General features: G+C 40.0%; 21 protein-coding genes. All 21 read right to left on the reverse strand.

The features are described from left to right. Positions 1–5 precede the first annotated feature (5 nt). Complete coding sequence (locus HMPREF0766_RS21635) at positions 6–1,145, reverse strand: sugar phosphate isomerase/epimerase family protein (protein ID WP_003002288.1); 1,140 nt, start codon at positions 1,143–1,145, stop codon at positions 6–8. A gap of 98 nt (positions 1,146–1,243) precedes the next feature. Next, a complete protein-coding gene (locus HMPREF0766_RS21640) occupies positions 1,244–1,429 on the reverse strand; it encodes a hypothetical protein (protein ID WP_003002289.1) in 186 nt (61 codons plus the stop codon). Between the two features lie 165 nt (positions 1,430–1,594). After that, positions 1,595–3,286, reverse strand: a complete 1,692-nt coding sequence (gene ftsZ / locus HMPREF0766_RS21645; RefSeq protein WP_003002290.1) for a cell division protein FtsZ — start codon at positions 3,284–3,286, stop codon at positions 1,595–1,597. Between the two features lie 138 nt (positions 3,287–3,424). Then, entirely contained in the window at positions 3,425–4,801 is a 1,377-nt protein-coding gene (gene ftsA / locus HMPREF0766_RS21650; protein ID WP_003002291.1) for a cell division protein FtsA, read from the reverse strand. Between the two features lie 46 nt (positions 4,802–4,847). After that, a complete protein-coding gene (locus HMPREF0766_RS21655) occupies positions 4,848–5,669 on the reverse strand; it encodes a cell division protein FtsQ/DivIB (RefSeq protein ID WP_003002292.1) in 822 nt (273 codons plus the stop codon). Beyond that, the gene (gene murC / locus HMPREF0766_RS21660; protein WP_003002294.1) at positions 5,659–7,017 is read right to left on the reverse strand and encodes a UDP-N-acetylmuramate--L-alanine ligase; all 1,359 of its coding nucleotides are present in this window, start codon (positions 7,015–7,017) and stop codon (positions 5,659–5,661) included. The genes HMPREF0766_RS21655 and murC overlap by 11 nt, the downstream gene beginning before the upstream one ends. Positions 7,018–7,021: 4 nt before the next feature. Then, on the reverse strand, positions 7,022–8,119 hold the full coding sequence (murG, locus tag HMPREF0766_RS21665) for an undecaprenyldiphospho-muramoylpentapeptide beta-N-acetylglucosaminyltransferase (RefSeq protein ID WP_003002295.1): 1,098 nt from the start codon (positions 8,117–8,119) through the stop codon (positions 7,022–7,024). Positions 8,120–8,136: 17 nt separating this feature from the next. Continuing rightward, the gene (locus HMPREF0766_RS21670) at positions 8,137–9,336 is read right to left on the reverse strand and encodes an FtsW/RodA/SpoVE family cell cycle protein (RefSeq protein WP_003002296.1); all 1,200 of its coding nucleotides are present in this window, start codon (positions 9,334–9,336) and stop codon (positions 8,137–8,139) included. Between the two features lie 39 nt (positions 9,337–9,375). Then, positions 9,376–10,749, reverse strand: coding sequence for a UDP-N-acetylmuramoyl-L-alanine--D-glutamate ligase (gene murD, locus HMPREF0766_RS21675; protein WP_003002297.1), 1,374 nt, complete (start codon positions 10,747–10,749; stop codon positions 9,376–9,378). A 3-nt stretch (positions 10,750–10,752) separates the two neighbouring features. Continuing rightward, positions 10,753–11,997: a phospho-N-acetylmuramoyl-pentapeptide-transferase gene (gene mraY, locus HMPREF0766_RS21680; protein ID WP_003002298.1), complete on the reverse strand. Its 1,245-nt coding sequence runs from the start codon at positions 11,995–11,997 to the stop codon at positions 10,753–10,755. 11 nt (positions 11,998–12,008) lie between these two features. Then, positions 12,009–13,463 (reverse strand): UDP-N-acetylmuramoyl-L-alanyl-D-glutamate--2,6-diaminopimelate ligase, encoded by a 1,455-nt coding sequence (locus tag HMPREF0766_RS21685; protein ID WP_003002299.1) that lies wholly within the window; start codon positions 13,461–13,463, stop codon positions 12,009–12,011. Positions 13,464–13,470: 7 nt separating this feature from the next. Further along, positions 13,471–15,597 (reverse strand): penicillin-binding protein, encoded by a 2,127-nt coding sequence (locus HMPREF0766_RS21690; protein ID WP_003002300.1) that lies wholly within the window; start codon positions 15,595–15,597, stop codon positions 13,471–13,473. A gap of 14 nt (positions 15,598–15,611) precedes the next feature. After that, positions 15,612–16,022 (reverse strand): FtsL-like putative cell division protein, encoded by a 411-nt coding sequence (locus HMPREF0766_RS21695; protein WP_003002301.1) that lies wholly within the window; start codon positions 16,020–16,022, stop codon positions 15,612–15,614. 17 nt (positions 16,023–16,039) lie between these two features. After that, complete coding sequence (rsmH, locus tag HMPREF0766_RS21700) at positions 16,040–16,951, reverse strand: 16S rRNA (cytosine(1402)-N(4))-methyltransferase RsmH (protein ID WP_003002302.1); 912 nt, start codon at positions 16,949–16,951, stop codon at positions 16,040–16,042. Continuing rightward, entirely contained in the window at positions 16,944–17,417 is a 474-nt protein-coding gene (mraZ, locus tag HMPREF0766_RS21705) for a division/cell wall cluster transcriptional repressor MraZ (protein ID WP_003002303.1), read from the reverse strand. The genes rsmH and mraZ overlap by 8 nt, the downstream gene beginning before the upstream one ends. Before the next feature lie 1,076 nt (positions 17,418–18,493). Further along, positions 18,494–18,952: a hypothetical protein gene (locus HMPREF0766_RS21715; RefSeq protein WP_003002307.1), complete on the reverse strand. Its 459-nt coding sequence runs from the start codon at positions 18,950–18,952 to the stop codon at positions 18,494–18,496. Between the two features lie 5 nt (positions 18,953–18,957). Further along, entirely contained in the window at positions 18,958–19,131 is a 174-nt protein-coding gene (locus HMPREF0766_RS22430) for a hypothetical protein (protein ID WP_169311231.1), read from the reverse strand. A 268-nt stretch (positions 19,132–19,399) separates the two neighbouring features. Beyond that, the gene (locus HMPREF0766_RS22685) at positions 19,400–20,539 is read right to left on the reverse strand and encodes an RHS repeat domain-containing protein (RefSeq protein ID WP_003002313.1); all 1,140 of its coding nucleotides are present in this window, start codon (positions 20,537–20,539) and stop codon (positions 19,400–19,402) included. 307 nt (positions 20,540–20,846) lie between these two features. Continuing rightward, positions 20,847–21,236 (reverse strand): hypothetical protein, encoded by a 390-nt coding sequence (locus HMPREF0766_RS21735; protein ID WP_138944217.1) that lies wholly within the window; start codon positions 21,234–21,236, stop codon positions 20,847–20,849. Beyond that, positions 21,193–21,855: a hypothetical protein gene (locus tag HMPREF0766_RS21740; RefSeq protein WP_003002318.1), complete on the reverse strand. Its 663-nt coding sequence runs from the start codon at positions 21,853–21,855 to the stop codon at positions 21,193–21,195. Before HMPREF0766_RS21740 ends, HMPREF0766_RS21735 begins: the two co-directional genes overlap by 44 nt. Further along, on the reverse strand, positions 21,852–22,620 hold a 769-nt coding region (locus HMPREF0766_RS21745; protein WP_003002320.1), incomplete at its 5' end, for an RHS repeat-associated core domain-containing protein. The genes HMPREF0766_RS21740 and HMPREF0766_RS21745, both read right to left, overlap by 4 nt.

Below are 22,620 nucleotides of genomic sequence, written 5' to 3' on the forward strand. Positions count from 1 at the left end.
ACAGACTATAGCTGATCTATAGTCACAACAGGAATGTCTTCTACATGCACATTCTTCAACTTGTTCTCACTCCTGTATGTATAACCTTGCTCAACATCCAGATCCCATAGCATAGGTGCAAGAAAATTAATACAAGTCGTGAATCCCTGATTGGTCGCCGCAAAATTACCTGTATCTTTAGAGTTTTTAGCTTCATTTTCAATCTCAAAGGGTCCACTATAGCCTCTGGACTGTAAAGTGTCTACAAATCCTCGCCAATCCATACTATCTGACCCTCCGAATCCCGGAAGCATCGCCTCATAATGATGCCTGTCCCAGTCATGCTGAGGCACATCAACACCTGCAGCCTGCGCCAAAGATGCGTCTACAGTCTGCATAGGGTACATACCACCCCATTCTACTCTTGCTCTGGTAGACAAATTGCGGGTTGTCTTTACATGAATACGATGCAAGCGATTAATATCTGTCAGCTTCATAACTTCCACAGGATCCGTATTCTGCCAGACATCATGTGAAGGATCGTAAATTTCTCCATGCGCTTTACTCGGAATCATCGCATACATAAGCTTACGCGCCGCTAATGTAGCGGGTAGGTTGTTATACGTCGACGTGAATCTGGATGATCTCCAGCCCTCCATAGGGCAATTCTCGTAGAGGATAGTTACACCCAGAGATTCTGCATACCTGACAATAGGTTCGAATACTTCTTTATATTTCTCCAGATTTTTCTGAAATCCATCTATCTCATTACCCAATTCATGATTGTAACCTACGAAAGTACCAACCTTTACATTATTAGTATCTCCTCCTAAAAGATAAGCGATACGGATCAGTTTAAGCAGGTGATTTTGATTCTTTATCCGTTGTTCAGGATCTCCTCCTATCATGTTTTCAAAAGCTCCGAGTGAAAGTTGCAACCCGTTGGCATTAAACTGATCGATTAATCGACTGGCACTTTCCGGGGTAAATTCATCATATTCCAAATGAGTGGCTGTATGATCTTCACGTGTACCGTCTTTTCTGAAAACACAGAGATCAATGCCTTGAGCACCTACTTTCACAGCCGTCTGAATCAATTCTTCCAGAGATAGTTTATCATACGCTGAACTCATTACCCATATGGGATTATTTAGCTTATTAGACATGTTATTTCCTTTATTTAAATAGATATATGGTGTAGGTAAAGATAATAAAAAAAGCCCTTATTAAAGGGCCTTCTCTATGACTTATGGGTGCAGGAGATCTATTTAGAATTTTTTAATTCCTGAACTCCTAAACGTAGGGTTTGAGCATGCGTCTTAATATCCTGCAATGTTTTTCTTACACGTGTACCTGCTGCACTATTTCCTTTGTTAAAGAATTTGTCTGCATCACCTTCAAGACCATCGATTAGAGCCTTTAATTCTTTGAATTTATCAATACTTGCCATAATTTAATTGTTTGAGTTTTTTATAATTAATTATCAATCACTGTATAACATAAAAATAACATCTATTTTTTGAAAAAAAAAATTTTGTCTTTCTTTTTACGTGTTTAATAAAAAAAGCGGCATGAATCACTTCAAGCCGCTTTCCATATAAATAGAGTTGTATGACTAGTCTACATTATCATGTAAAAAAGAATTGTTAGGACGGATCTCTGTTTCGCCTTCGTCAAAAGATAACGTAAAACGGGATACAGCCGACTGCGATGAGTGCGGAAGATCTTCCAGTGATTTTTGCTTACGCTTGTAAGCGGGCTCGTTTTCAAGCTCCTGTAAACCATTTGAAGATTTCAGTTTCATGCTTAGTTCTTTCAGACGCAGGATGCGCTCTTTAGTCTTCAGCAACTGATCTTCAAAGCTTGCAGGCTCTTCGATATGTGTCGATATAGTTGATTCTTCTACAGTGTTGTTTACTTCCTCTATAGGGTTAACGGAAGCGTGTTGATAAGCATCAAACACTGTTGGCAATTCAAACTGGAATACAGAAGGTGAAGTTTTCAATTCAAAACCATCGTTTTTCACTTCTTCTTCCTGCTTAATAACCGTCTCGTTTACTTCAAGAGTATGACGTACGACAGTTTCAGTTTCAGTCTTAGTTGTCTGCGTATAGGCATTTGCTGTATTTCCGTTTGTTTTTGGAGAGAACAAATCTGCCTGAGGTTGCGCTACTGTATTTGCAACCTGATTTTCCGGTTGTTGAACAGGGTTGACGACAGACGGAGCAGCTTCTCTGGGAACAAACTGATTTTGTGAAACCGGTTTTACAAAAGGGTTTGCATTATTCTCCGGAGTCAGAGGCAAAGCAATTTTCTCGTTTTGTTTTTCCTTTACACGTTGTTCACTTGTTTGGAAACCTGTAGCAATGATCGTAACAGACAATTCATCTTCTAATGTATTGTCGATGCAGTTACCCCAGATCAGATCTGCAGAAAGACCTGCTTTGTCCTGAATAAAGTCAGTAATGATAGCAACTTCATCCATTGTCACTTCCATTGTACCGGAAGTAATATTTAATAAGATATAACGTGCACCTTCAATTTCATTATCTTTCAATAACGGAGAAGCCAGAGCACCGGTCACTGCTTCCAGAGCACGGTTATCACCTTTCGCTTTAGCATTACCCATTATAGCAACACCACTATCATTCATTACTGTACGAACGTCTTTGAAGTCGACGTTGACATAACCAGGAATAGTGATAATCTCTGCAATACCTTTTGCAGCAGTAGTCAAGATATCATCTGCTTTAGCAAAGGCTGCTGTCATAGTCAGGTTACCGAAGATCTCGCGAAGGCGATCATTAGAGATTACTAAATATGAATCTACATATTTACGTAACTCTTCTAATCCTTCTTCTGCCTGCGCACGACGTTTCTTACCTTCAAATGTAAAAGGTGTAGTTATAATCGCTACAGTCAGAATACCAAGTTCTTTAGCTGCTTTTGCCAATACCGGACTTGCCCCCGTACCGGTACCGCCGCCCATACCTGCTGTTATAAATAACATTTTGGTATTAGTACCTAACATACGCTTGATATCTTCAATACTCTCAATAGCCGAATTTTCACCCACATCAGGATCAGCACCTGCACCCATACCTTCGGTAAGACTTGCTCCCAATTGTACCTTATTAGGTATCGGGCTCAATTCTAATGCCTGTGCATCAGTGTTACAAACTATAAAATCTACTCCGCTGATTCCCTGATTATACATGTGGTTGACGGCATTGCCCCCACCTCCACCAATCCCGATAACCTTGATTATCGAAGACTGTTCCTTTAACATTTCAAACTGTATTGACATAACTTTTCCCTATTTAACTATTGCTGAGAGACTTATATTTTACAAAAACCTTCAACAATTCTAATGTAATAATACCAATTTCTTAACAACAGTTTTCCACATTTGTTAGAATGTGGAAAAATCACTGATTGTTGAAAACTATTTCTTCCCTATAAAGGTATCATCATCAATTCCCGCGTCGTCCTTGATAAATTCGGTCAAAAACTTTTTTAACCAACCTTCTTTCTTTTGTTGCTTTTCAGCAATATCCTTTACTCCCGGAGCGCTTGCTGTTTTCGGCGTACGTTTGATCGAATCTTCATGTTCAGAAGCCTCTTCATCCTCGATAGCCTGAATACCCTTAATCAGCAAACCGATACCTGTAGCATATAACGGGCTCTTCAGTTCATCGAAAAGCTGTTTGTTCAGCAGATCCGTTTTTGCCAGATACTCATTCGGATATCCGATACGACAATCGATACCGGTAATATATTCCACCAATTGTACCAAATGTTTCAATTGAGCGCCACCACCGGTCACCACAATACCACCAATCAGTTTATCTTCATAGCCTGAAGATTTGATTTCGTAATACACGTGTTCGATGATCTCTTCCATACGAGCCTGGATGATATACGCCAGATTTTTCACTGAAATCTCTTTTGCTTCTCTTCCGCGGATGCCCGGTACACAGATGACCTCATTTTCTTTATTCTCGTCAGCTAAAGCTGATCCGTATCTGACCTTTAATAATTCGGCCTGATTACGCAACACTGAACATCCCTGACGGATATCTTCAGTCACAATATTACCACCCAAAGGAATAACAGCAGTATGACGGATAATTCCTTCATGGAAAATCGCCACATCGGTAGTACCACCACCAATATCAACTAATACAACACCAGCATTTTTTTCATCTTCATCCAATACAGCTTCGGATGACGCTAAAGGTTCAAGCACTAATGATGACACCTCTAATGAGGAGTAATCAACGCATCTTTTGATATTTTTGATATCTGTAACACGTCCTGAAATAATATGAAAATTAGCTTCGATACGACGACCCGCCATACCCACAGGCTCTTTGATACCCGGTTCGTTATCGATAGTAAATTCCTGCGGAAGTACATGGATAATTTCCTCTCCCGGAGGAAGCACCAATTTGTACATATCAGAGATTAATCTTTCGATGTCTCTTCTTCCTACTTCATCATCATCGTTTTTGGTCAGGATACCCCGATGCTGAATACTCTTGATGTGTTGTCCGGCTATACCTACGTTGACCACTTTGATGTCTACATTTGACAAACCTTCTGCCAATGCGACTGCCTCCTTAATGCTGGTAACGGTTTTTTGGATATTGGCCACGACTCCACGGTTTACACCTGCAGACTCCGCTTTCCCTACTCCTAATAATTCGATTTTATTTGTCCCGCTCCGACGTCCTACGGTCACACAAATCTTTGTGGTACCGATGTCAAGACCAACAATAATTGGATTCTCCTTTTCGCTGTCTGTTATTCTTGGTTTCATATTGCTGTGTATTAATGCTGTATATTAATAATATTATTTCCTGTATTTATTTTTTAACGATAGCCAGACTGTCAATAGTCCAGCTCCCCTTTCGTTCGCACACAATCTGGTGTGCATATTTTACATTTATTTTGTTGTATGCTTCTGTACCGACTCTGGGTAAGATCTGATTGTAAAAAAGTTTTAAACGATCAAACTTACTTTCCAGTGAATCCGCATTTCCGATAACAAGATCCTGACTACCCACACGAGGAATCAATTCTATATCTTTATCATCGTTTACATATAACTGAACGACCTGATTGCCCCATAGCTCATCGTTATTTACATATTTGACGACTTCAAGCAAATTTTTCAGTGTCCCCGACTCTATGGTATCAAGCGCCTGCTTATATCCTTCCGAAATATTCCCGGTCGCCACCAAAACCCGGGGTACGTATTTAAGTGTTACCGGAATCTTTAAGCCGGTAGGATCAACATAAAAATCTTTACCTGCCTTATTGATCACACGCATGATTACTTCACGCTGGCTTACTTTTACCTGCATCACGCCATCCATATCCATATGTACTTCTGCAGAAGATACATAGGGCAATTTTTCGAGTGTCAATTCTATTTTATGCAGGGGTATACTCGCCAGTTGTTTGCCTGCTACTGATCCGTATGTCTTATTGATCAGATTGGAAATATCCTGCTGATCAATAAATGTTTCTTTACCTTCAATAATAACATGTAAGTCTGTACATACCTGTGCATTGTCCTTTTTTCCGACTAAGGACATAAGCATCCCTACTCCGGCCAAGGCCACAATACCCAGCACGGCATATAACACCGCACTCCATCGTATGTTACGCAACTTATTGAGCATCGTTCAATATTGCTTTTAATGGTTTTATCAATCTATCAATATCACCGGCTCCAACTGTCACAACCAGCTCCGGCTTCTCCTCTTTAATAATGTTTAACACTTCCTGCGGAGATACCACACGTTTGTTCTCTAATGCTATCTTATCCGCCAGCCATGTGGAAGTAACTCCTTCAATCGGTAACTCTCTCGCCGGGTATATCTCCATAAGCAACAGCTCATCTGCCATAGCTAATACTTCCGCAAATCCATCCACAAAATCCCGTGTACGACTAAAAAGATGAGGCTGAAAAATAACCGTAAGCTTCTTTGCCGGATATAATTTGCGCATCGAAGATATAAATGCTCTTAACTCTTCCGGGTGATGTGCGTAATCATCAATATATATGGTCTGCGGATTGCGAACAACATATTCGAATCTGCGTTTTACACCCTTGAAAGTGCTCAGGGCCTTCACAATTTTTGCATCAGCAATACTCAATAGTCGTGCTGCTGTTATTGCAGCCACTGCATTTTCTACGTTGTGAATCCCCGGTATTCCTAAGTGAATATCACTTATCTTACCATCATGATGCACATAATCAAAGTAGAATTCTCCATCTCTGACATGGATATTTTCCGCATACACATCGCCTTCTCCTTTTCCTGAATAGCTGATCTGCCCTTTAAATGGCAATCCGGTTTTCACTATACGTGTACCACCTTCAACTACTCTATCCAGAAATAATGAAAAAGATTCTATCAGATGACTTTCGTCTCCATAAATATCCAGATGATCAGCATCTGCTGAAGTCACAACAGCAATATTCGGATGCAATGTCAAAAACGATCTGTCGTATTCATCGGCCTCTACAACGACTGTATTATTCGCTCCGAACAACACATTAGAATCATAGTTGGAACTTATTCCCCCCAGAAATGCCGAACAGTCATATCCGGAATCTTTCAGAATATGTGCGATCATCGTCGAGGTAGTAGTCTTACCATGTGTACCAGCTACCGCAATGGTAAACCGGCTGGCACTGATAAAGCCTAGAACCTGTGAACGCTTATAGAGCTCATGCCCAAGATTACTGAGATGATTTTTGATCTTCAGTTCTTTTGGAACAGCAGGAGTATAAATAATCAATGTATCCGAGCCGGTATGGGTAAATGATTCCGGAATGGCATCGATGTTATCTTCATAGATGACCGGAATTCCTTCCTGTACCAGTGTATCTGTAAGATCGGATTCGGTCTTATCATAACCAGCTACTTCACATCCCAAGCGATGAAAATAGCGTGCTAACCCACTCATTCCTATACCCCCGATGCCAATCAGATAAACCCGTTTTATATTATCGATATTCATATTCCTATTTTGCTATTTCAATAACCTGTTTTGCGATTACATCATCTGCATCGAGCAATGCCAGTTTTTTAATATTGGTGCTCAATTCTGCTGATCGCTCTGCATCATTCAATAACTGAAGTGCAGTTGTAATTAATTTCTCTCCTGCTTCTGCATCTCTGACCAATATTGCAGCTTTCTTATTCACGAGTGAAAGCGCATTTTTGGTCTGATGATCTTCTGCAACATTGGGTGAAGGCACCATAATAACGGGTTTGCCAACCACACATAGTTCAGAAATGGTCCCCGCACCGGATCTGGCGATAATACAGTCAGCTGCCGCATAGGCATAATCCATACGTTGAAGAAATGCCGTCATTTTTATCTGCTCAGGCAGTGTATCTTTAAGCTCTTGTTGAAGGCTGTCATAATAATATCCTCCACATTGCCAGATGACCTGTACATCATTAGCCTTCAGTAACTCCAGACTATTTTTCACACAATCATTCAATGTACGTGCTCCGAGACTTCCTCCTGTCACAAGAATTGTCTTTTTATTGATATCCAGACCAAATGCATTCAACGCTTCCTGTTCTTTACCTTCAATATTGACAGAAGCTCGTCTGATGGGGTTACCGGTCAGCAGTATTTTGTCTGCTGGAAAAAATTGTTCCATTCCCTCAAATGCTACACATATCTTCGCAGCCTTGACACTTAATTTTTTATTGGTTACTCCTGCATACGAATTTTGTTCCTGAAGCAAAGTCGGGATCGCCATTCTATTAGCCATCATAAGCAGTGGTCCTGAAGCAAACCCTCCTACACCAACCGCTACATCTGGTTTGAATTTCTTTATTATTTTCCGTGCCTGCCACAAACTGCGTATCAATTTGAAAGGCAGCATAATATTTTTCCAGAGATGCTGACGGTTGATACCTACAATATCCAATCCCTCGATCTGATATCCTGCAGCCGGTACTTTCTCCATCTCCATTTTACCATTTGCACCAACAAACAGAATTTCTGTAGCCGGATCAAGACGTAACAAAGCATTAGCTATCGCTATCGCAGGAAAGATATGCCCTCCTGTACCGCCTCCGCTTATAATTACTTTCTTTGCCATGCCTTTTATTATACCTCTTATGCTAAAGTTCCTACTACGACCTTTTTAGGTTTCGCTTTTTCCTCCAGCTCTTCCTTTCCTTTTAATTCTTCAATATTCCGGCTCACACTCAGGATAATTCCCAATGCTACACTGGTAAAGAGAATGGATGTACCTCCCATACTGACCAGTGGCAACGGAACACCTGTAACCGGACCTAATCCTACTGCTACCGCCATATTGGCCAAAGCCTGTATAGTGAGGCTAAAGCCTAATCCTGCAGCCAGAAAAGCACCGAATGCCCGGGGACTCATCGTCACGATCCGGATACACCGGTACATCAATACAATGTAGAGCGTCAGTAAAATGACACCTCCGATTGTCCCGTACTCCTCTATAATGATTGCAAAAATAAAATCCGAATAAGGATGAGGCAGTACATTTCGCTGCATACTGTTACCCGGACCTTTACCGAAAACACCTCCCGTAGCGATCGCAATCTTAGCGTTATTCGCCTGATAATTCTTATCATCCTGAAAGGAAACCCTTTCCTCTGTATGTACTTCTTCTGTCTTAAAGAACGATTTGATACGACTGTAATAGGTTTGGCGTCTTGGACCAAAAAGAATGACCAGAGACAATAAAAAACCTACACCCAGACTCACCACTGCAATTTGCTTAAAACTGATCCGTCCGATCAGCAACAGCAGAATACTTACTCCAAAGAGCATCAGAGCTGTCGAAAGGTTGGCCAGCGCGATCAAAACGAAAATAACACAGACCGATCCCATAATCGGAACAAAGGATTTCTTGACATCCTTGATTTCTTCCTGCTTGCGTGAAAGCATTCTCGCCAGAAAAGTAATCAGGGCCAGCTTGGCCAAATCGGATGTCTGAAAAGTCTGATTGATTACAGGAATCGTCACCCAGCGACTTGCATCATTTACTTTACTACCAAACAGCAAAGTATAGAGTAGCAAGGGTATGGTAATCAACATCAACAACTTGGATATACCGGCGTAATACCTGTAATCCACTTTATGTGAAAAATACATTAAAACAAAACCAATGGCTATTATGGAAAAATGTTTCAACAGGTACATTTCTGTCCCTTTCCCCTCTTTGTAGGCTAATGTTCCGACAGAACTGTATACGGCCAATAATGACCAGCCAGACAAAATGAGGACTATAATCCAAATCCAGCGATCGCCTTTTGCTTTAGAAAATAGTTGTTCCATACTCCGTTTTATTTAAATGATGTTTACTTCTGTTCTTTTCTACAAAGCCATTACAGCTTCTTTGAATTTGTCTCCGCGCTCTTCGTAATTTTTGAACCAGTCAAAACTTGCACAAGCTGGCGATAACAATACCGTATCTCCTTTTTGCGCTATATGTGAAGCAATCTCTACAGCATCTTTCATAGAAGAACTGTTGACGATTACATCCGTATCTTCTTCGAATGATTCGTGAATGCGTGTATTATCTTTACCTATACAGATGATAGCACGAACTTTAGAACGTACCAGATCACGCAGCATTTCGTAATCGTTACCTTTATCCACCCCACCCATAATCAAAACGATCTGTGGTGAAAAGCTCTCTAATGCATACCAAACAGAATTGACATTAGTCGCTTTGGAGTCATTGATATAATTCACGCCTCCGATACAAGCGACATGTTCCAACCTATGCGGGATATTAACGTATGAACTCATGCTTTCCTGCATAGAGCGGTTACGTAATTCCTGAACTTTCGCTACTAATCCTGCCGCCATGTTGTTGTACACATTGTGCTTGCCCTGTAATGACAAATCTTCCGTATTCATAATAAATTGCTCTCCTTTAGGGGTGTTGATTATAATATTCTTCTCTTGATCTAAATATGCACCGGGATTGATCACTTGCTCCTGTGTCATAGGCCATATCGCTGCCTCAGTGTGGTGTCGCTCCAGCCCTTTTACTGTCTCTTCATCATCCAGACAATAGATGAAATAATCATTTGCTGTCTGGTTACGGATCATCCTGAATTTGGAATCCACGTAGTTTTCCATTTTATGGTCGTAACGGTCTAAGTGATCCGGTGTGATATTAAGAATTACGGCTACATCAGCACGGAACTGATACATATCATCGAGCATAAAACTAGAGATCTCCAGTACATATACATCAAATTTCTCCTGCGCTACCTGAAGGGCAAAACTTCGGCCTATATTTCCTGCCAAACCTACATTTACACCTGCTTTCTGCAGTATATAATAGGTCAACATCGTAGTTGTCGACTTACCGTTTGAACCGGTGATACAATATAACCGGGCATTTGTATACTGTGCTGCAAACTCTATCTCACCGATAACCGGAATTCCTTTTTGCTTTAATGCAACTACCAAGGGCGCTGTCTCCGGAATACCGGGACTCTTCACTACAAGATCTGCATTCAGAATTAGTTCTTCAGAATGATGGCCTGACTCATACGTAATGCCGGCGTCCTCCAATTGCTGCTGATATTTTTCGGCAATGACTCCTTTATCCGAGACCAACACCTCAAATCCTTTTTGCAGAGCCAGAATCGCTGCTCCGACACCGCTTTCGCCGGCACCGAGAACAATCAGCTTACCACTTTGAGGATAATATGTCTGCGCTATATTTGTCATTTTTTATCTCACTTTTAAGGTAACGATCGTCAATATTGCCAATAGAACTCCCACAATTACGAAACGTGTTACAATCTTAGCTTCGTGATACCCTTTCTTCTGATAATGGTGATGCAAAGGAGACATCAGAAAAATTCTGCGTCCCTCTCCATATTTCTTCTTAGTATATTTAAAATATCCCACCTGCATCATTACAGATAGATTTTCTATCAGAAATACCCCACACAGTACGGGTATCAATAATTCTTTTCGGATCAGAATAGCAAAAGCAGCAATGATCCCTCCGATCGCCAAACTTCCCGTATCTCCCATAAATACCTGAGCCGGATAAGCATTGTACCACAAAAATCCTGTACAGGCTCCGATAAATGCTCCTGCGAAAATCACAAGTTCTCCCGAATTGGGGATATACATGATATTCAGATAGTCGGAGAAAATCACGTTACCGGATACATATGCCAGTATGGCCAGTGTGATTCCTATTATAGTAGATGTACCTGCTGCCAGACCATCTATCCCATCTGTAATATTAGCTCCGTTGGAAACAGCGGTCACAATCACAACGACCATAACCAGGAAAACCATAAAGGTGATCATGTCTCCCCTGAGGCCAAACATGGTTAATACTTTCGCATAGTCAAATTCATTGTTCTTATAAAATGGGATGTTTGTTTTGCTGGACTTCACATTCTCTGTATAATATTTCTCACCGGTCTGACTGTTGATTGACACTTCAACCGGTTTGAGTGAGCCGGGATGAGCTACCTGCTGACGAACAACTATTTCCGGATGGAAATACATCGTCACTGCAATGAATACACCTAATCCAACCTGACCAATTACTTTGAATTTCCCTTGCAGACCTTCTTTGTTCTTCTTAAAAACCTTGATATAATCATCCAGAAAACCAATCGCTCCCATCCATAATGTAGTCACGATCATCAGGATGATATAGATGTTATCGATCTTCGCAAACAATAACGTAGGCACCAGTATACCTGCAATAATGATGAGACCGCCCATGGTTGGTGTACCTTGCTTCTTTTTCTCTCCTTCCAGTCCCAAATCTCTAATGGTCTCGCCGACCTGCTTGTTATGCAGTATGCGGATCAATCTGCTACCATATACGGTGGTGATTATCAATGAAAGAATAACCGCCATCGCTGTACGGAAAGAGATGTACTGAAACAACCCCGCTCCCGGAATGTGGATATGTTCATTTAACCATGTAAATAAGTAGTATAACATCTCTTCTGGTATTATTCATTAAACGTTTTTTCCAATTCTTCACGATCATCAAAATGATGTTTCACACCGTTGATGTCCTGATATTTTTCATGCCCTTTACCTGCAACAAGAACAATATCGCCGGGCTGAGCAAGATGACATGCCGCACGAATAGCTTCTTTACGATCTGTGATCGAGAATACATTTTTCTTTCTGTCAGCAGGAATACCGGGTTCCATATCTTTGATAATCTGTACCGGATCTTCTGTGCGCGGATTATCTGAAGTTATAATCACTTTATCACTCATTTTGGCAGCAACTTCAGCCATTTCCGGACGTTTGGTTTTATCCCGATCGCCTCCGCAGCCCAATACTGTGATAATCTGCTGTTCTTTTTTACGTAGATTGTTAATGGTGCTCAGCACATTTGCAACAGCATCCGGTGTGTGTGCATAATCCACAATACCAATCACTCCGTTTTTTGATGTGATGGCTTCAAAGCGTCCTTCAGCACCTGTGATCTGACTGAGCGCAGTCAGGACTTTGACCGTCTCCTGCTCCAGTAAGATTGCAGCTCCATATACCGCCAGTATATTATAAGCATTGAACTCTCCAACTAACTTAACCCATACTTCATGGCCTTCTATATTGAGCAGCATACCATCAAAATGGCTTTCAATGATTTTGGCTTTAAAATCAGCCACGCCTTTTAACCCGTATGTTTTCTTATGTGCAAACGTATTCTGCAACATTACAGAACCATTCTTTTCATCTCCATTGGTCAATGCAAATGCAAAGCGATCCAGATCATCAAAAAATTTCTTTTTCGCTTTTATGTAATTATCAAATGTCTTGTGAAAATCCAGATGATCGTGTGTGATATTGCTGAAAATACCTCCGGCAAACCGAAGTCCTGCAATGCGCTGCTGTACGACAGCATGCGAGCTGACTTCCATAAAACAGTAGTCACAGCCTTCATCTACCATATCCCGCAGCAATGCATTCAATGCTACCGGATCCGGAGTCGTATGTGTGGCAGGTATAATCCGCTCTCCGATCTGATTCTGAACGGTAGAAAGCAAACCTACATGATATCCAAGAGCTGTAAACAGATTGAATAGCAATGTTGCAATCGTGGTCTTACCATTTGTACCTGTCACCCCAACCAGCTTCAATTCGCGGGAAGGATTTCCGTAGAAATTACCGGCAGCAATACCCAATGCATAGGCGGTATCGGCAACCATCATATAGGTAACACCTTCGCTCTTTTCCGCTGGCATCTCTTCCACCATAATGAGCGTACATCCTTGCTGAATGGCTTTTTCTACAAACAGGTGTCCGTCTGTATGCACGCCACGCACAGCAACAAAAAGACTACCCTCATTCGCCTGACGGGAATCAAAACATAATGAAGTCACCTCAACATCCAGCTGACCCACCACTTCCTGTACCGGAATAGCATGCAATATGTCTTTTAGTTTTATCATTATCTTTTTAATTCAATACAATTGCTACCTGTGTTCCAAACTTCAACTTTGAACCGGGACTAAGCGATTGTTCAATAACTTTTCCCTTTCCCGATACATATGTTTTAAATCCTGCATTCTCCATGGTATACATGGCATCAATCAGGCCCATTCCTTTTACATCCGGCACTACACCTTCTTTAATCCTGACATCTACAAAAGGAACTCCACGACTCGAAGTATCAACAACACCCTGTGCTACGGCATTCCAGTCGAAAGAGCGTATACCTAAAGCTTCATATACCTTCATCGATGCTTCCCGCGATCCTTTTAATGTCAACGGCGTCTTACCTCCGGCCGGATTTACCTTGCGGGAGCTAAATGTTCCATGCATGGACAAATCATTGGCAAAGACCATATCAGCAAGTTCCTTAAATACCGGACCTGCCGTAGACGCTCCGTAATATCCCTTTCTGGGGTTACGTATCACGACAATCATCGAATACTTCGGATTTTCAGCAGGAAAATATCCGGCAAAAGAAGATTGATATTTCCGTTGTCTGTATCCTCGCGCTCCATCAGCGATCTGTGCTGTACCTGTTTTACCAGCGGAGGTATAAAGCGGATTACGAAGCGATTTACCTGTCCCCTCGATCATTGTGCCTTCCATCATTCCCCTTATTTCGGAGAGTGCATGTTCTGAAGCAATTTTATCCTTGATAACACGTGCCTGAAAATGTTCGACAGTATTCCCAAGATGCCTGATTTCTTTTACGAATACAGGCGCTATCATTTTTCCGTCATTTGCTACTGCATTATACAGTGTCAATGTCTGAAGCGGAGTCATAAGCAATTCATATCCGTATGCCATCTGCACTAAAGAGAGCTTACTCCAGGACTTCGCTTTAGGCGTTTTAATCTTAGGTTCTCCTTCCCCCGGAATCTGCAATTGCAGCGCCTTGCCTAATCCCATGCTGTACAGTTTGTCTGTAAACTTTGAGGGATCATCTTTATAATGTGTGTTGACCAACTTGGTAATCGCCACATTTGAAGACTGCTCGAAAGCATATTTGGCAGACATAATAGATTTTCGGGGTGCATGCGAATCTTTTATCGTATGTCCCGGCACCTTATAAGTTCCATTACCTACATCGACTGTTGTCGAAGAATCTATTTTTCCGTCATCAATCAATGCCAGATACGAAGCCAGTTTGAATGTAGATCCCGGTTCAGCAGAAAGTGCAATCGCATAGTTAAATTTCTCTCTGAACACCCCTTCTTCATCTCTTGTGAAATTGGCTACAGCCCTTACCTCTCCTGTCTTCACCTCCATCAGAATCACACAACCGTTATCTGCATCTACAATCTGCAATTGTTTCTCCAGCGCCCGTTGTGCCATATCCTGCATATTGACATCTATCGTCGAAATAATATCAGAACCGTCTACCGGAGCCACCTCCATATTACGATTAATCGGCACCCATACACCACCGGCAATACGCTGTACTAATCTTTTACCACTTTTACCGTCGATGTAGTGTCCATATGCACCTTCCAGCCCCACTCGCACCGTGTCAATTCCCTTTGTATTTTTATACCCGATGGTACGTGCTGCCAGATTGGTAAAAGGAAGAATCCTTTTATTATGCCGCTCCACAATCAGGCCACCGGAATATTTATCTTTATCAACTTTAAAGGATTTGAACAACGGAAAATCCTTTACTTTTTTCAGATCCTGATGCGTTACTTCACGCATGATCATCACATACCGTTGTTTTTTACTTCTCGCCTGCTTAAGCAATCCCAGGTACTGTCTTGCAGATCTGTCTTTGAAAAAACCAGCCAGCTTATACGCCAGAGAGTCTACTTTAGAATTAAAAATATCTTCTTCCTCTTCCGGAATAGCCATTGCATCAAAACGCAAATCATACTCAGGAATGGAAGTCGCCAGAATACTACCGTCATTTGAATAAATATTCCCTCTGGCAGCCTCTACCTCTCGCTCCTGTATAGTCAGACTATCTGAAATCTCTCTCCACTTACCCCCGTCTACATATTGAAGATGCACCAGTTTTGCAAAAACAACCAGCGCCCCCAATACCATCAGGCCGAATGCGAGATACACTCTTAGAAGTATGGATTTTCTAATATTCATGCCCGGTTATTTTTTTATTTTTTCTCTTCTTTTACAACTTCAATTTTAATTGGCGGCTCCTTTCGCTCTTTTAGTCCCAATGTATCTGCCCGTTTTGCTATTTCTGATTGAGTGGTTCTCTTCATCAACTCCGCAGAGAGCGATTTATAATCCCAACTCAATTCTTTAACTTCCTTGCTCAACCGGTCTATCTGCCGAACTGTCCGCTCCGCCAGGTGCCGGTTAGAAATATACAAAAGCGCCAAAAGAGCGATAAAAGCTATAAAAGGAAGATTCTTCACTACGGAATAGGTCGTTATCTTTTGCGGAGAAAAGACCGATTTAATAAAATGCCTGGTCTCTTCTGCTTTTTCCTCTACCGTATCCTGAAGTTCTTCCTGAACTTCTTCACTTAACTCTTTTTGCTTTATTGTATTTCTCTTCATGCCGATCCCCCACGAACTTATAACCCCATTTTCTCGGCAACCCGTAGTTTTGCACTACGAGACCTGTTATTTGTACTCAATTCTTCTTCAGATGCTGTAATCGCTTTACGCGTAATCACCTGAAAAGGCTTTATTTCATTTCCAAAAAAATCTTTCTCTACCTCTCCCTTAAATTTCCCCTTAGCCATAAAATTTTTGACCAGACGATCTTCCAGGGAATGATAGGACATCACCACAAGCTTACCGGAAGGCTTTAACGTAGAAACGGTCTGCAACAAAAATTCCTGCAAAGCCTCCAATTCTTTATTAACCTCTATCCGCAGCGCCTGAAACACCTGTGCATGGTATTTATGTTCTTTACCTTTTGGAACTAACTTCCGGATCACCTCTTTAAGCCCTGCAACAGTCTCAATCGGTGCACTCAATCTCGCTGTCACCACCGTTTTCGCAAGTGATTTAGCATTCATGATTTCACCATACATTCCGAATATGCGATGCAAATCCTCTTCAGCATAGGTATTAAGCACTTTTTTAGCATCCAGATCAGATACCTGATCCATACGCATATCCAGATCCGCATCAAAACGAATGGAAAATCCTCTGTCTGCGGCATCAAACTGATGTGAGGAAACACCCAGATCGGCCAAAATGCCATCAACCTCTTTAACCCCGTTCAGACGGAGGTTATTTTTCAAAAACCTGAAGTTTTGATGAATTAATGTGAATCGTTCATCTGCAATGGTATTTTCCAAAGCGTCTGGATCCTGATCAAAAGCGAATAGCCGTCCCTTAGGTCCCAAATGTTTCAATATTTCACGGGAATGCCCACCACCACCAAACGTCACATCGACATATACACCATCAGGCTTGATGGATAATGCATCAATGCATTCTTTCAGCATTACCGGAACATGGTAAACATTACTCATTCATTAATCCTCCAAAATCCATTCCGCCCATCACCTCTTCTGCCAACGCAGCAAAATCATCACCTAAACCATCATTCATCAATGCTTCGTATCCTTCTTTCGACCAAACCTCTATTTTATTAAACTGACAGGCAAGCACGACTTCAGCGCCGATGTTTGCATATTCCAACAATCCTTTTGGCAGAAGCACACGACCAGAAGCATCCAGTGTCAACTCTGTAGCACCACGGGTAAAAGCACGAACAAACATCCTGCTCTTCTCATTAAACTGATTCAATTTTGACAACTTAGCTGTGATAGTATTCCACTCTTCACGTGTATAGAAAACCAAATGTTTCTCAAATCCCCGGTTCACAACAAGCCCGTCACGCTCCACATGCGGCAACTGCCGCTTGAGCGCTGCCGGCAACACCATTCTTCCTTTGGTGTCAAGCTTGCATTCAAATTCTCCGATTAAGTGATTCATTTAGCTAACTATCCTATTCTAATTTGATGTAAAAGTATACACTTTCCCCCACTTTCCCCCACAATATACCACAAAAAAGTTTTCCACATCGAAAAATCGCTACAAAGCCAGTTAAAAAACACAATCCTAAAAAGCGTAAAAACTTACACAACAACTATTTAAATCAATTTTTTGAACCAAAATAAATTTTGGTTCATCATTTAAAAAGAAATTTATTTTTTGCTATTATTTTACTTTTTAGCTTGAAAAAGAGGTAAAAAACGACTGATTTTACTAAAAAACTGAAAGCAAGTGGGGTAAAGTGGAGCATTTTTCGGGTATTCCGCAATCACTTCTCTTTTCATTTGTTTTATGTAAAAAACATGCTCTAAAACGAGCATCACGTTAGTGAGATAGGTGTTGTTTTGATTCATTTTTTCACCAATCTATATTAACTCTGAATTTGTATAAACTACCTCTGAATTATCTATTCGTACGCTGAAATTTTCGCTTTATCGCTCGCGATACGCTCGTGCAAGAGGGAAGATTTCAGCAGCTTGATAAGCTCACAGAAAAATACAAAAATGTGTTTTTTCTTTACTCGAGATCTCTATTGTTAAATAGTAAATTACAAGCCTTTTTAAAACAAACAAAGCCACTCAATGAGTAGCTTTTGTTGTTACTTATATAGCACATATGCATTTAGTATCTTCACCAATAGATTTATTCCTGATATTATCTAAAAAAGATTTGATAACATCCCATGTACAATAATAGGATCGTAGAACCTGGCTCTGTAATCTAACTGGTCCCGAACTCTTCCTGTTTCTCTTTGCCAACACTTGTCAGCCCACTGGCTGATAAAGATACTTATTATTTCCATATACAGGACTCGGGGATTTCTGTAAGCCAAACGGATAGTAATCATCTCTTTGTAGTATCTCTACTGCATTTGTACTCGGATTCCGGTAGATGGTAGCTCTGATAACTTGTACACGAGCGATACGCTCGCGCCAGCGGGGGGGGGGGTAATTTATACTTATCCTCCGATATCAGAGTATCAGACAAAGATAAAAAGACAACAGAACAAACAGTACTCACGCTACGGTCAACCAGCCATATTTACGCTTTTCCTGCTTAGACCACTTTTCATATCTGTCAAAGTATTTTATGTATTTATCCTGCCTGAAAACAAACACATAACAGATCAGGCCAGAGCCAACCCCACATCCTATTATTAGCAATGTGGATATGCTTACTTTCAACATCATCAGAACAGAAAAAAAGAAGAGAGCCAAACCTCCCCAAAGGAAACCGCCCGCAGCGACAGTACTAAGACCAAACCTCTTGTCTCCCCACAAGTTGTTGTTATCTCTATTGATACTCTGACGAGTTACTCCCATTTTTTCATATCTCCTTTTAACAAAAGGAATCTTCATCAAAAGCCAGATCAAAAGCCGTTCAGGATTGATTTTATTAAATAAAAGATGTAATCTATATTCAGCCTTGTAAAGGCAGTAATGAACAATATTTAAGTAATTTTCAATTCCATCCACAATATTTACCTTCCATGATAATGATTCACTACCTGCACTGCCCATTCGGAGCCATAGTACCCTCCAATAAAACCTCCTATGACACCGCTACCCCCTCCAATCAAGGCCCGGGGAACTTCACCCACACCACCAGACCAAACACCAATAGCAGCACCAGCAGATGCTCCAATCCTTATCACATCATCCATTAACAGGATAATCCTATCCTTACTGTATTCATAATGATTCAGATGGACAGTTAAAGTTGGAAATATTAACTATTTCCGAAAAATTCCAATAATATCAATCCCATGCCTAAAATAATTAGACATATTGAATAAAAAAAGCTGTTTGTTTTAAAATTTCTCTTTATCAAATCTTCTTCATTCTTATATGAAGAAGTAAAATACAGATATATACCTGAAACTAACATGCATAAGCCAATTACTATATACTTGATTTCCATTACTATTTATCAACTATTGTTTTGTCAAAAATCTTGTTCCAAACATCAACAACACCTTGTATAATGGACTCTGAAACTCTATTATCTTTTCCACCAGCAACCTTTCTTGTTGCATCGACTCCCTTTTCTGAGATTTTATTAAACACAACATGACTACCTAATTTCTGTCCTCCTTCAACGAAACTCTCTTTAGAAAAATCATTAGATATAAGATTACCACTTATTTCAAGTGCCATCCCTAGTCTTCCAATGCTACCTCCTGCAGCAACGATTTCAGGTTGTAAAGATATAAGACCACTATAAGTTGTTATATCTCCAACAGTTGATGTGGCATCCCCAAGAGCACTAATGGGTTCTCCTATCTGTTGAGCTCCGGATTTAGCTGTATTGATTCGAACAGCACCTCCATTAGCAACTGCGCCACCCTCTGATAAATCAATATTTCCTGAACTTCCATCTTTTGTGAAAGCTCCTCCCTTGTTCATATTATAAGAGCTTCCTGATGTTGTAGCCACACTAGCAGACTCTTTGACCCAATCTACGTTTGTATATCCTTTATCTTTTGCCTGAGCAACACTTGTTACGTTCCTGTCATAGGTATAGTAAGTAGTTCCTCTTTCTGATTTCCATTTAATCCAATCTTTACTTTCCATCCCATCAGGATCAATAAACCTGATCGGATTGTCAAAAGCATAATTATAAGGTGAGTGACGACGCATTTTCTCCGCCAAAGGATCCACCACATTCCATCTTCCAATTACAGGATCATAGAACCTGGCTCCATAGTCCAACTGGCCCCCTAACTCCTCCTGTTTCTCTTTGCCATTATAAAGATACTTATTATTTCCATATACAGGACTCGGGGATTTCTGTAAGCCAAACGGATAGTAATCATCTCTTTGCAGTACCTCTACTGCATTTGTATTCGGATTCCGGTAGATGGTAGCTCTGACATTGCCCAGGTGATCCGTCAGGTTGTAGCGGTAGCTGTATGTGCCGTTTGCATTCCGGTAGGCTACGCCTTCTGCGGTGTGAATGAGTTCGATTACTCCGTTCTGGTATTCTATACCGCCTGTATAATCCCGTTGTCCGCTGGTGTTGGCTGTTTTTCGAAGTTTATTGTTTTTATAACACAGCGACACGATACAGCAACTTGTCAATTATTAGCTAGATATACCACAAAATATAGGAACAGACAAACCGTAATTAGTACGTTTAAAATTAATAAAGTTATATCTTTTAAAAGTATTTTCTTTTTGTATAAGAACAGTAATAATAACACTTGCAGAATTAAAAAGACAAGTGAAACCAAAACAGTTTTATTTGCAGTAACATTTCCACTTCCAAACAATCCAAACTGCACAAATGAAGCTATAATTTGAAGTAAAAAGTACAATCCAATGTTCAGTATTACTGAAAGTATATAAAAAAATATTTTTTTCATAATTCTTAATTTACCGTTACTTTTATTCCAAAAGATCTCATTTGATTAATAAAATCGCTTATTAATTTACTATTATCCCCTTTGCTTTTCTGATACGCTTTTATAAAAGTTCCAATTTCAGTCACAAATGTTTTATTTTGATGGGATACTCCAGGACTTCCTGCCTCTGTACTAGTTCTAAAACTCGTATTATTTCCCATATCATTTCCTGATAACATATCCCAATTATGATCAATAGAAAATGAATTTACTCCATTTGGGGCATCTATTACTTTGATCGGATTATTTGCAGCATATTGATAAGAACTTATTGCGACACATACTTCAGCATATTTATCCACCACATTCCACCTACCAATCACACATCCATCCACCAGAAGGCTGATGAGTATCATCTTGCTCCATATTCGCATTGATTTCTGATGATCTTTTTACTCTATAGAAATTTTCACTATTGATTCTTTTGATTTCTTGCATAATTACATTTTGATAAATAAAATAACAATTAAGGAATTTACTTTCCTTTTTAAAAGGGACATTAAGTTGAAAAGCATTTAAGGAATTATTGGCAATTTCAGACTTCACTGCTTTACATTCATAATAATATATTTTATATAAAAACTCACTATTCTTTTTTCCAACTTTAAAAAATGAATTTAGATCCACTTTTGTTGAGAAATATGACTCTTTATTTTTATACTTATTACAGTATTTTATCATCAAACGATATGTTTCATTTGAAGGCAGGAAGTAAACTTCATCAGGATTGAATACATTAATTGAGTCTATTGTAACTTGGTCTAAATTGTTTTTTAAAGGTATAAAGTATTCTCTATGATAAAAATCAATCATGTGACTTGCAACATTTTTAATACTCTTAATATCACTACGCTTATATTGTGTAATTACATACCCTTTTAAAATTATATCTTGGCAAGTGTCAAGTTTTGTTTGCGCCTGTAAAGGCCCAAACAAAAAAATATTCATCAATATAATTATATTAAAAACCTTCATCTCTTACTTCTTGTATAAATACCCGGTTCAATTACTCGAGAATTTGAATTATTATTTCTTGTATCTCTTCTATTAAAAATCGTCCTTGTGAATTCTTTGGAACTACTTGGATAAGAATACGTGGTTGTACTCCCCCCAATTTGGCTATTTGTAATTGTTGTTTGTACTTGAGACATAGTGCTTGTGCCATCCGAATGCTCTCCACCTAAATTATGTCCTATTTCATGTATTGTAGTCCCCGTTAGGAGGGAATTCTCATTCATCCCTGAGTTAACCCCTTTAGCAATATTATTTCTATTATAGTTTACATGCCTGTTTGTAGCAGAACCAAATTCTTCGCCTGCTCCAGACTCTCCAGGTGTAACTATATTGCCATAGTATCTTTCATTTCCATTCACATCTGTAAATTTATTGGAATATGCGGATTCAGTTGCGACTTCTATATCTTTAACTCCCTCTGCACTTAGATTATATTTTATGTATGAAACACTTCCATCTGAATTCTTTATTTCAACCCCATCTTTTCCACCTAGTTTATTATATGCCGTAATAGCATTATTTAAGCCTTTAATCTCTGATTTATTTAGACTTCCATTTACATAATAATACTTAGCGGTAATTATATATGGATCCTCTTTAGTACCTGAGCCTGTCAGCATTCCGTCACGTCCATCAGGATCAACAGTATTTATGGGATCATTAAAAGTATAATTATATGGAGACCATGCTGCATATTTTTCACCGTGTGGGTCCATAGTTGTAAAA

It is taken from the genome of Sphingobacterium spiritivorum ATCC 33861 (assembly GCF_000143765.1).
In the GTDB taxonomy this organism is placed as follows: Bacteria; Bacteroidota; Bacteroidia; order Sphingobacteriales; family Sphingobacteriaceae; genus Sphingobacterium; species Sphingobacterium spiritivorum.

What these genes read in the sequence shown, in the direction of transcription:
- HMPREF0766_RS21635 (WP_003002288.1), bottom strand. Translation starts at nt 1,145, where the DNA reads ATGTCTAATAAGCTAAATAATCCCATATGGGTAATGAGTTCAGCGTAT.
- ftsA (WP_003002291.1), bottom strand. Translation starts at nt 4,801, where the DNA reads ATGAAACCAAGAATAACAGACAGCGAAAAGGAGAATCCAATTATTGTT.
- HMPREF0766_RS21740 (WP_003002318.1), bottom strand. Translation starts at nt 21,855, where the DNA reads ATGAAGGTTTTTAATATAATTATATTGATGAATATTTTTTTGTTTGGG.
- HMPREF0766_RS21735 (WP_138944217.1), bottom strand. Translation starts at nt 21,236, where the DNA reads ATGATACTCATCAGCCTTCTGGTGGATGGATGTGTGATTGGTAGGTGG.
- mraY (WP_003002298.1), bottom strand. Translation starts at nt 11,997, where the DNA reads ATGTTATACTACTTATTTACATGGTTAAATGAACATATCCACATTCCG.
- HMPREF0766_RS21640 (WP_003002289.1), bottom strand. Translation starts at nt 1,429, where the DNA reads ATGGCAAGTATTGATAAATTCAAAGAATTAAAGGCTCTAATCGATGGT.
- murG (WP_003002295.1), bottom strand. Translation starts at nt 8,119, where the DNA reads ATGGCAAAGAAAGTAATTATAAGCGGAGGCGGTACAGGAGGGCATATC.
- HMPREF0766_RS21690 (WP_003002300.1), bottom strand. Translation starts at nt 15,597, where the DNA reads ATGAATATTAGAAAATCCATACTTCTAAGAGTGTATCTCGCATTCGGC.
- HMPREF0766_RS21695 (WP_003002301.1), bottom strand. Translation starts at nt 16,022, where the DNA reads ATGAAGAGAAATACAATAAAGCAAAAAGAGTTAAGTGAAGAAGTTCAG.
- rsmH (WP_003002302.1), bottom strand. Translation starts at nt 16,951, where the DNA reads ATGAGTAATGTTTACCATGTTCCGGTAATGCTGAAAGAATGCATTGAT.
- murC (WP_003002294.1), bottom strand. Translation starts at nt 7,017, where the DNA reads ATGAATATCGATAATATAAAACGGGTTTATCTGATTGGCATCGGGGGT.
- HMPREF0766_RS21670 (WP_003002296.1), bottom strand. Translation starts at nt 9,336, where the DNA reads ATGGAACAACTATTTTCTAAAGCAAAAGGCGATCGCTGGATTTGGATT.
- mraZ (WP_003002303.1), bottom strand. Translation starts at nt 17,417, where the DNA reads ATGAATCACTTAATCGGAGAATTTGAATGCAAGCTTGACACCAAAGGA.
- murD (WP_003002297.1), bottom strand. Translation starts at nt 10,749, where the DNA reads ATGACAAATATAGCGCAGACATATTATCCTCAAAGTGGTAAGCTGATT.
- ftsZ (WP_003002290.1), bottom strand. Translation starts at nt 3,286, where the DNA reads ATGTCAATACAGTTTGAAATGTTAAAGGAACAGTCTTCGATAATCAAG.
- HMPREF0766_RS21685 (WP_003002299.1), bottom strand. Translation starts at nt 13,463, where the DNA reads ATGATAAAACTAAAAGACATATTGCATGCTATTCCGGTACAGGAAGTG.
- HMPREF0766_RS21655 (WP_003002292.1), bottom strand. Translation starts at nt 5,669, where the DNA reads ATGCTCAATAAGTTGCGTAACATACGATGGAGTGCGGTGTTATATGCC.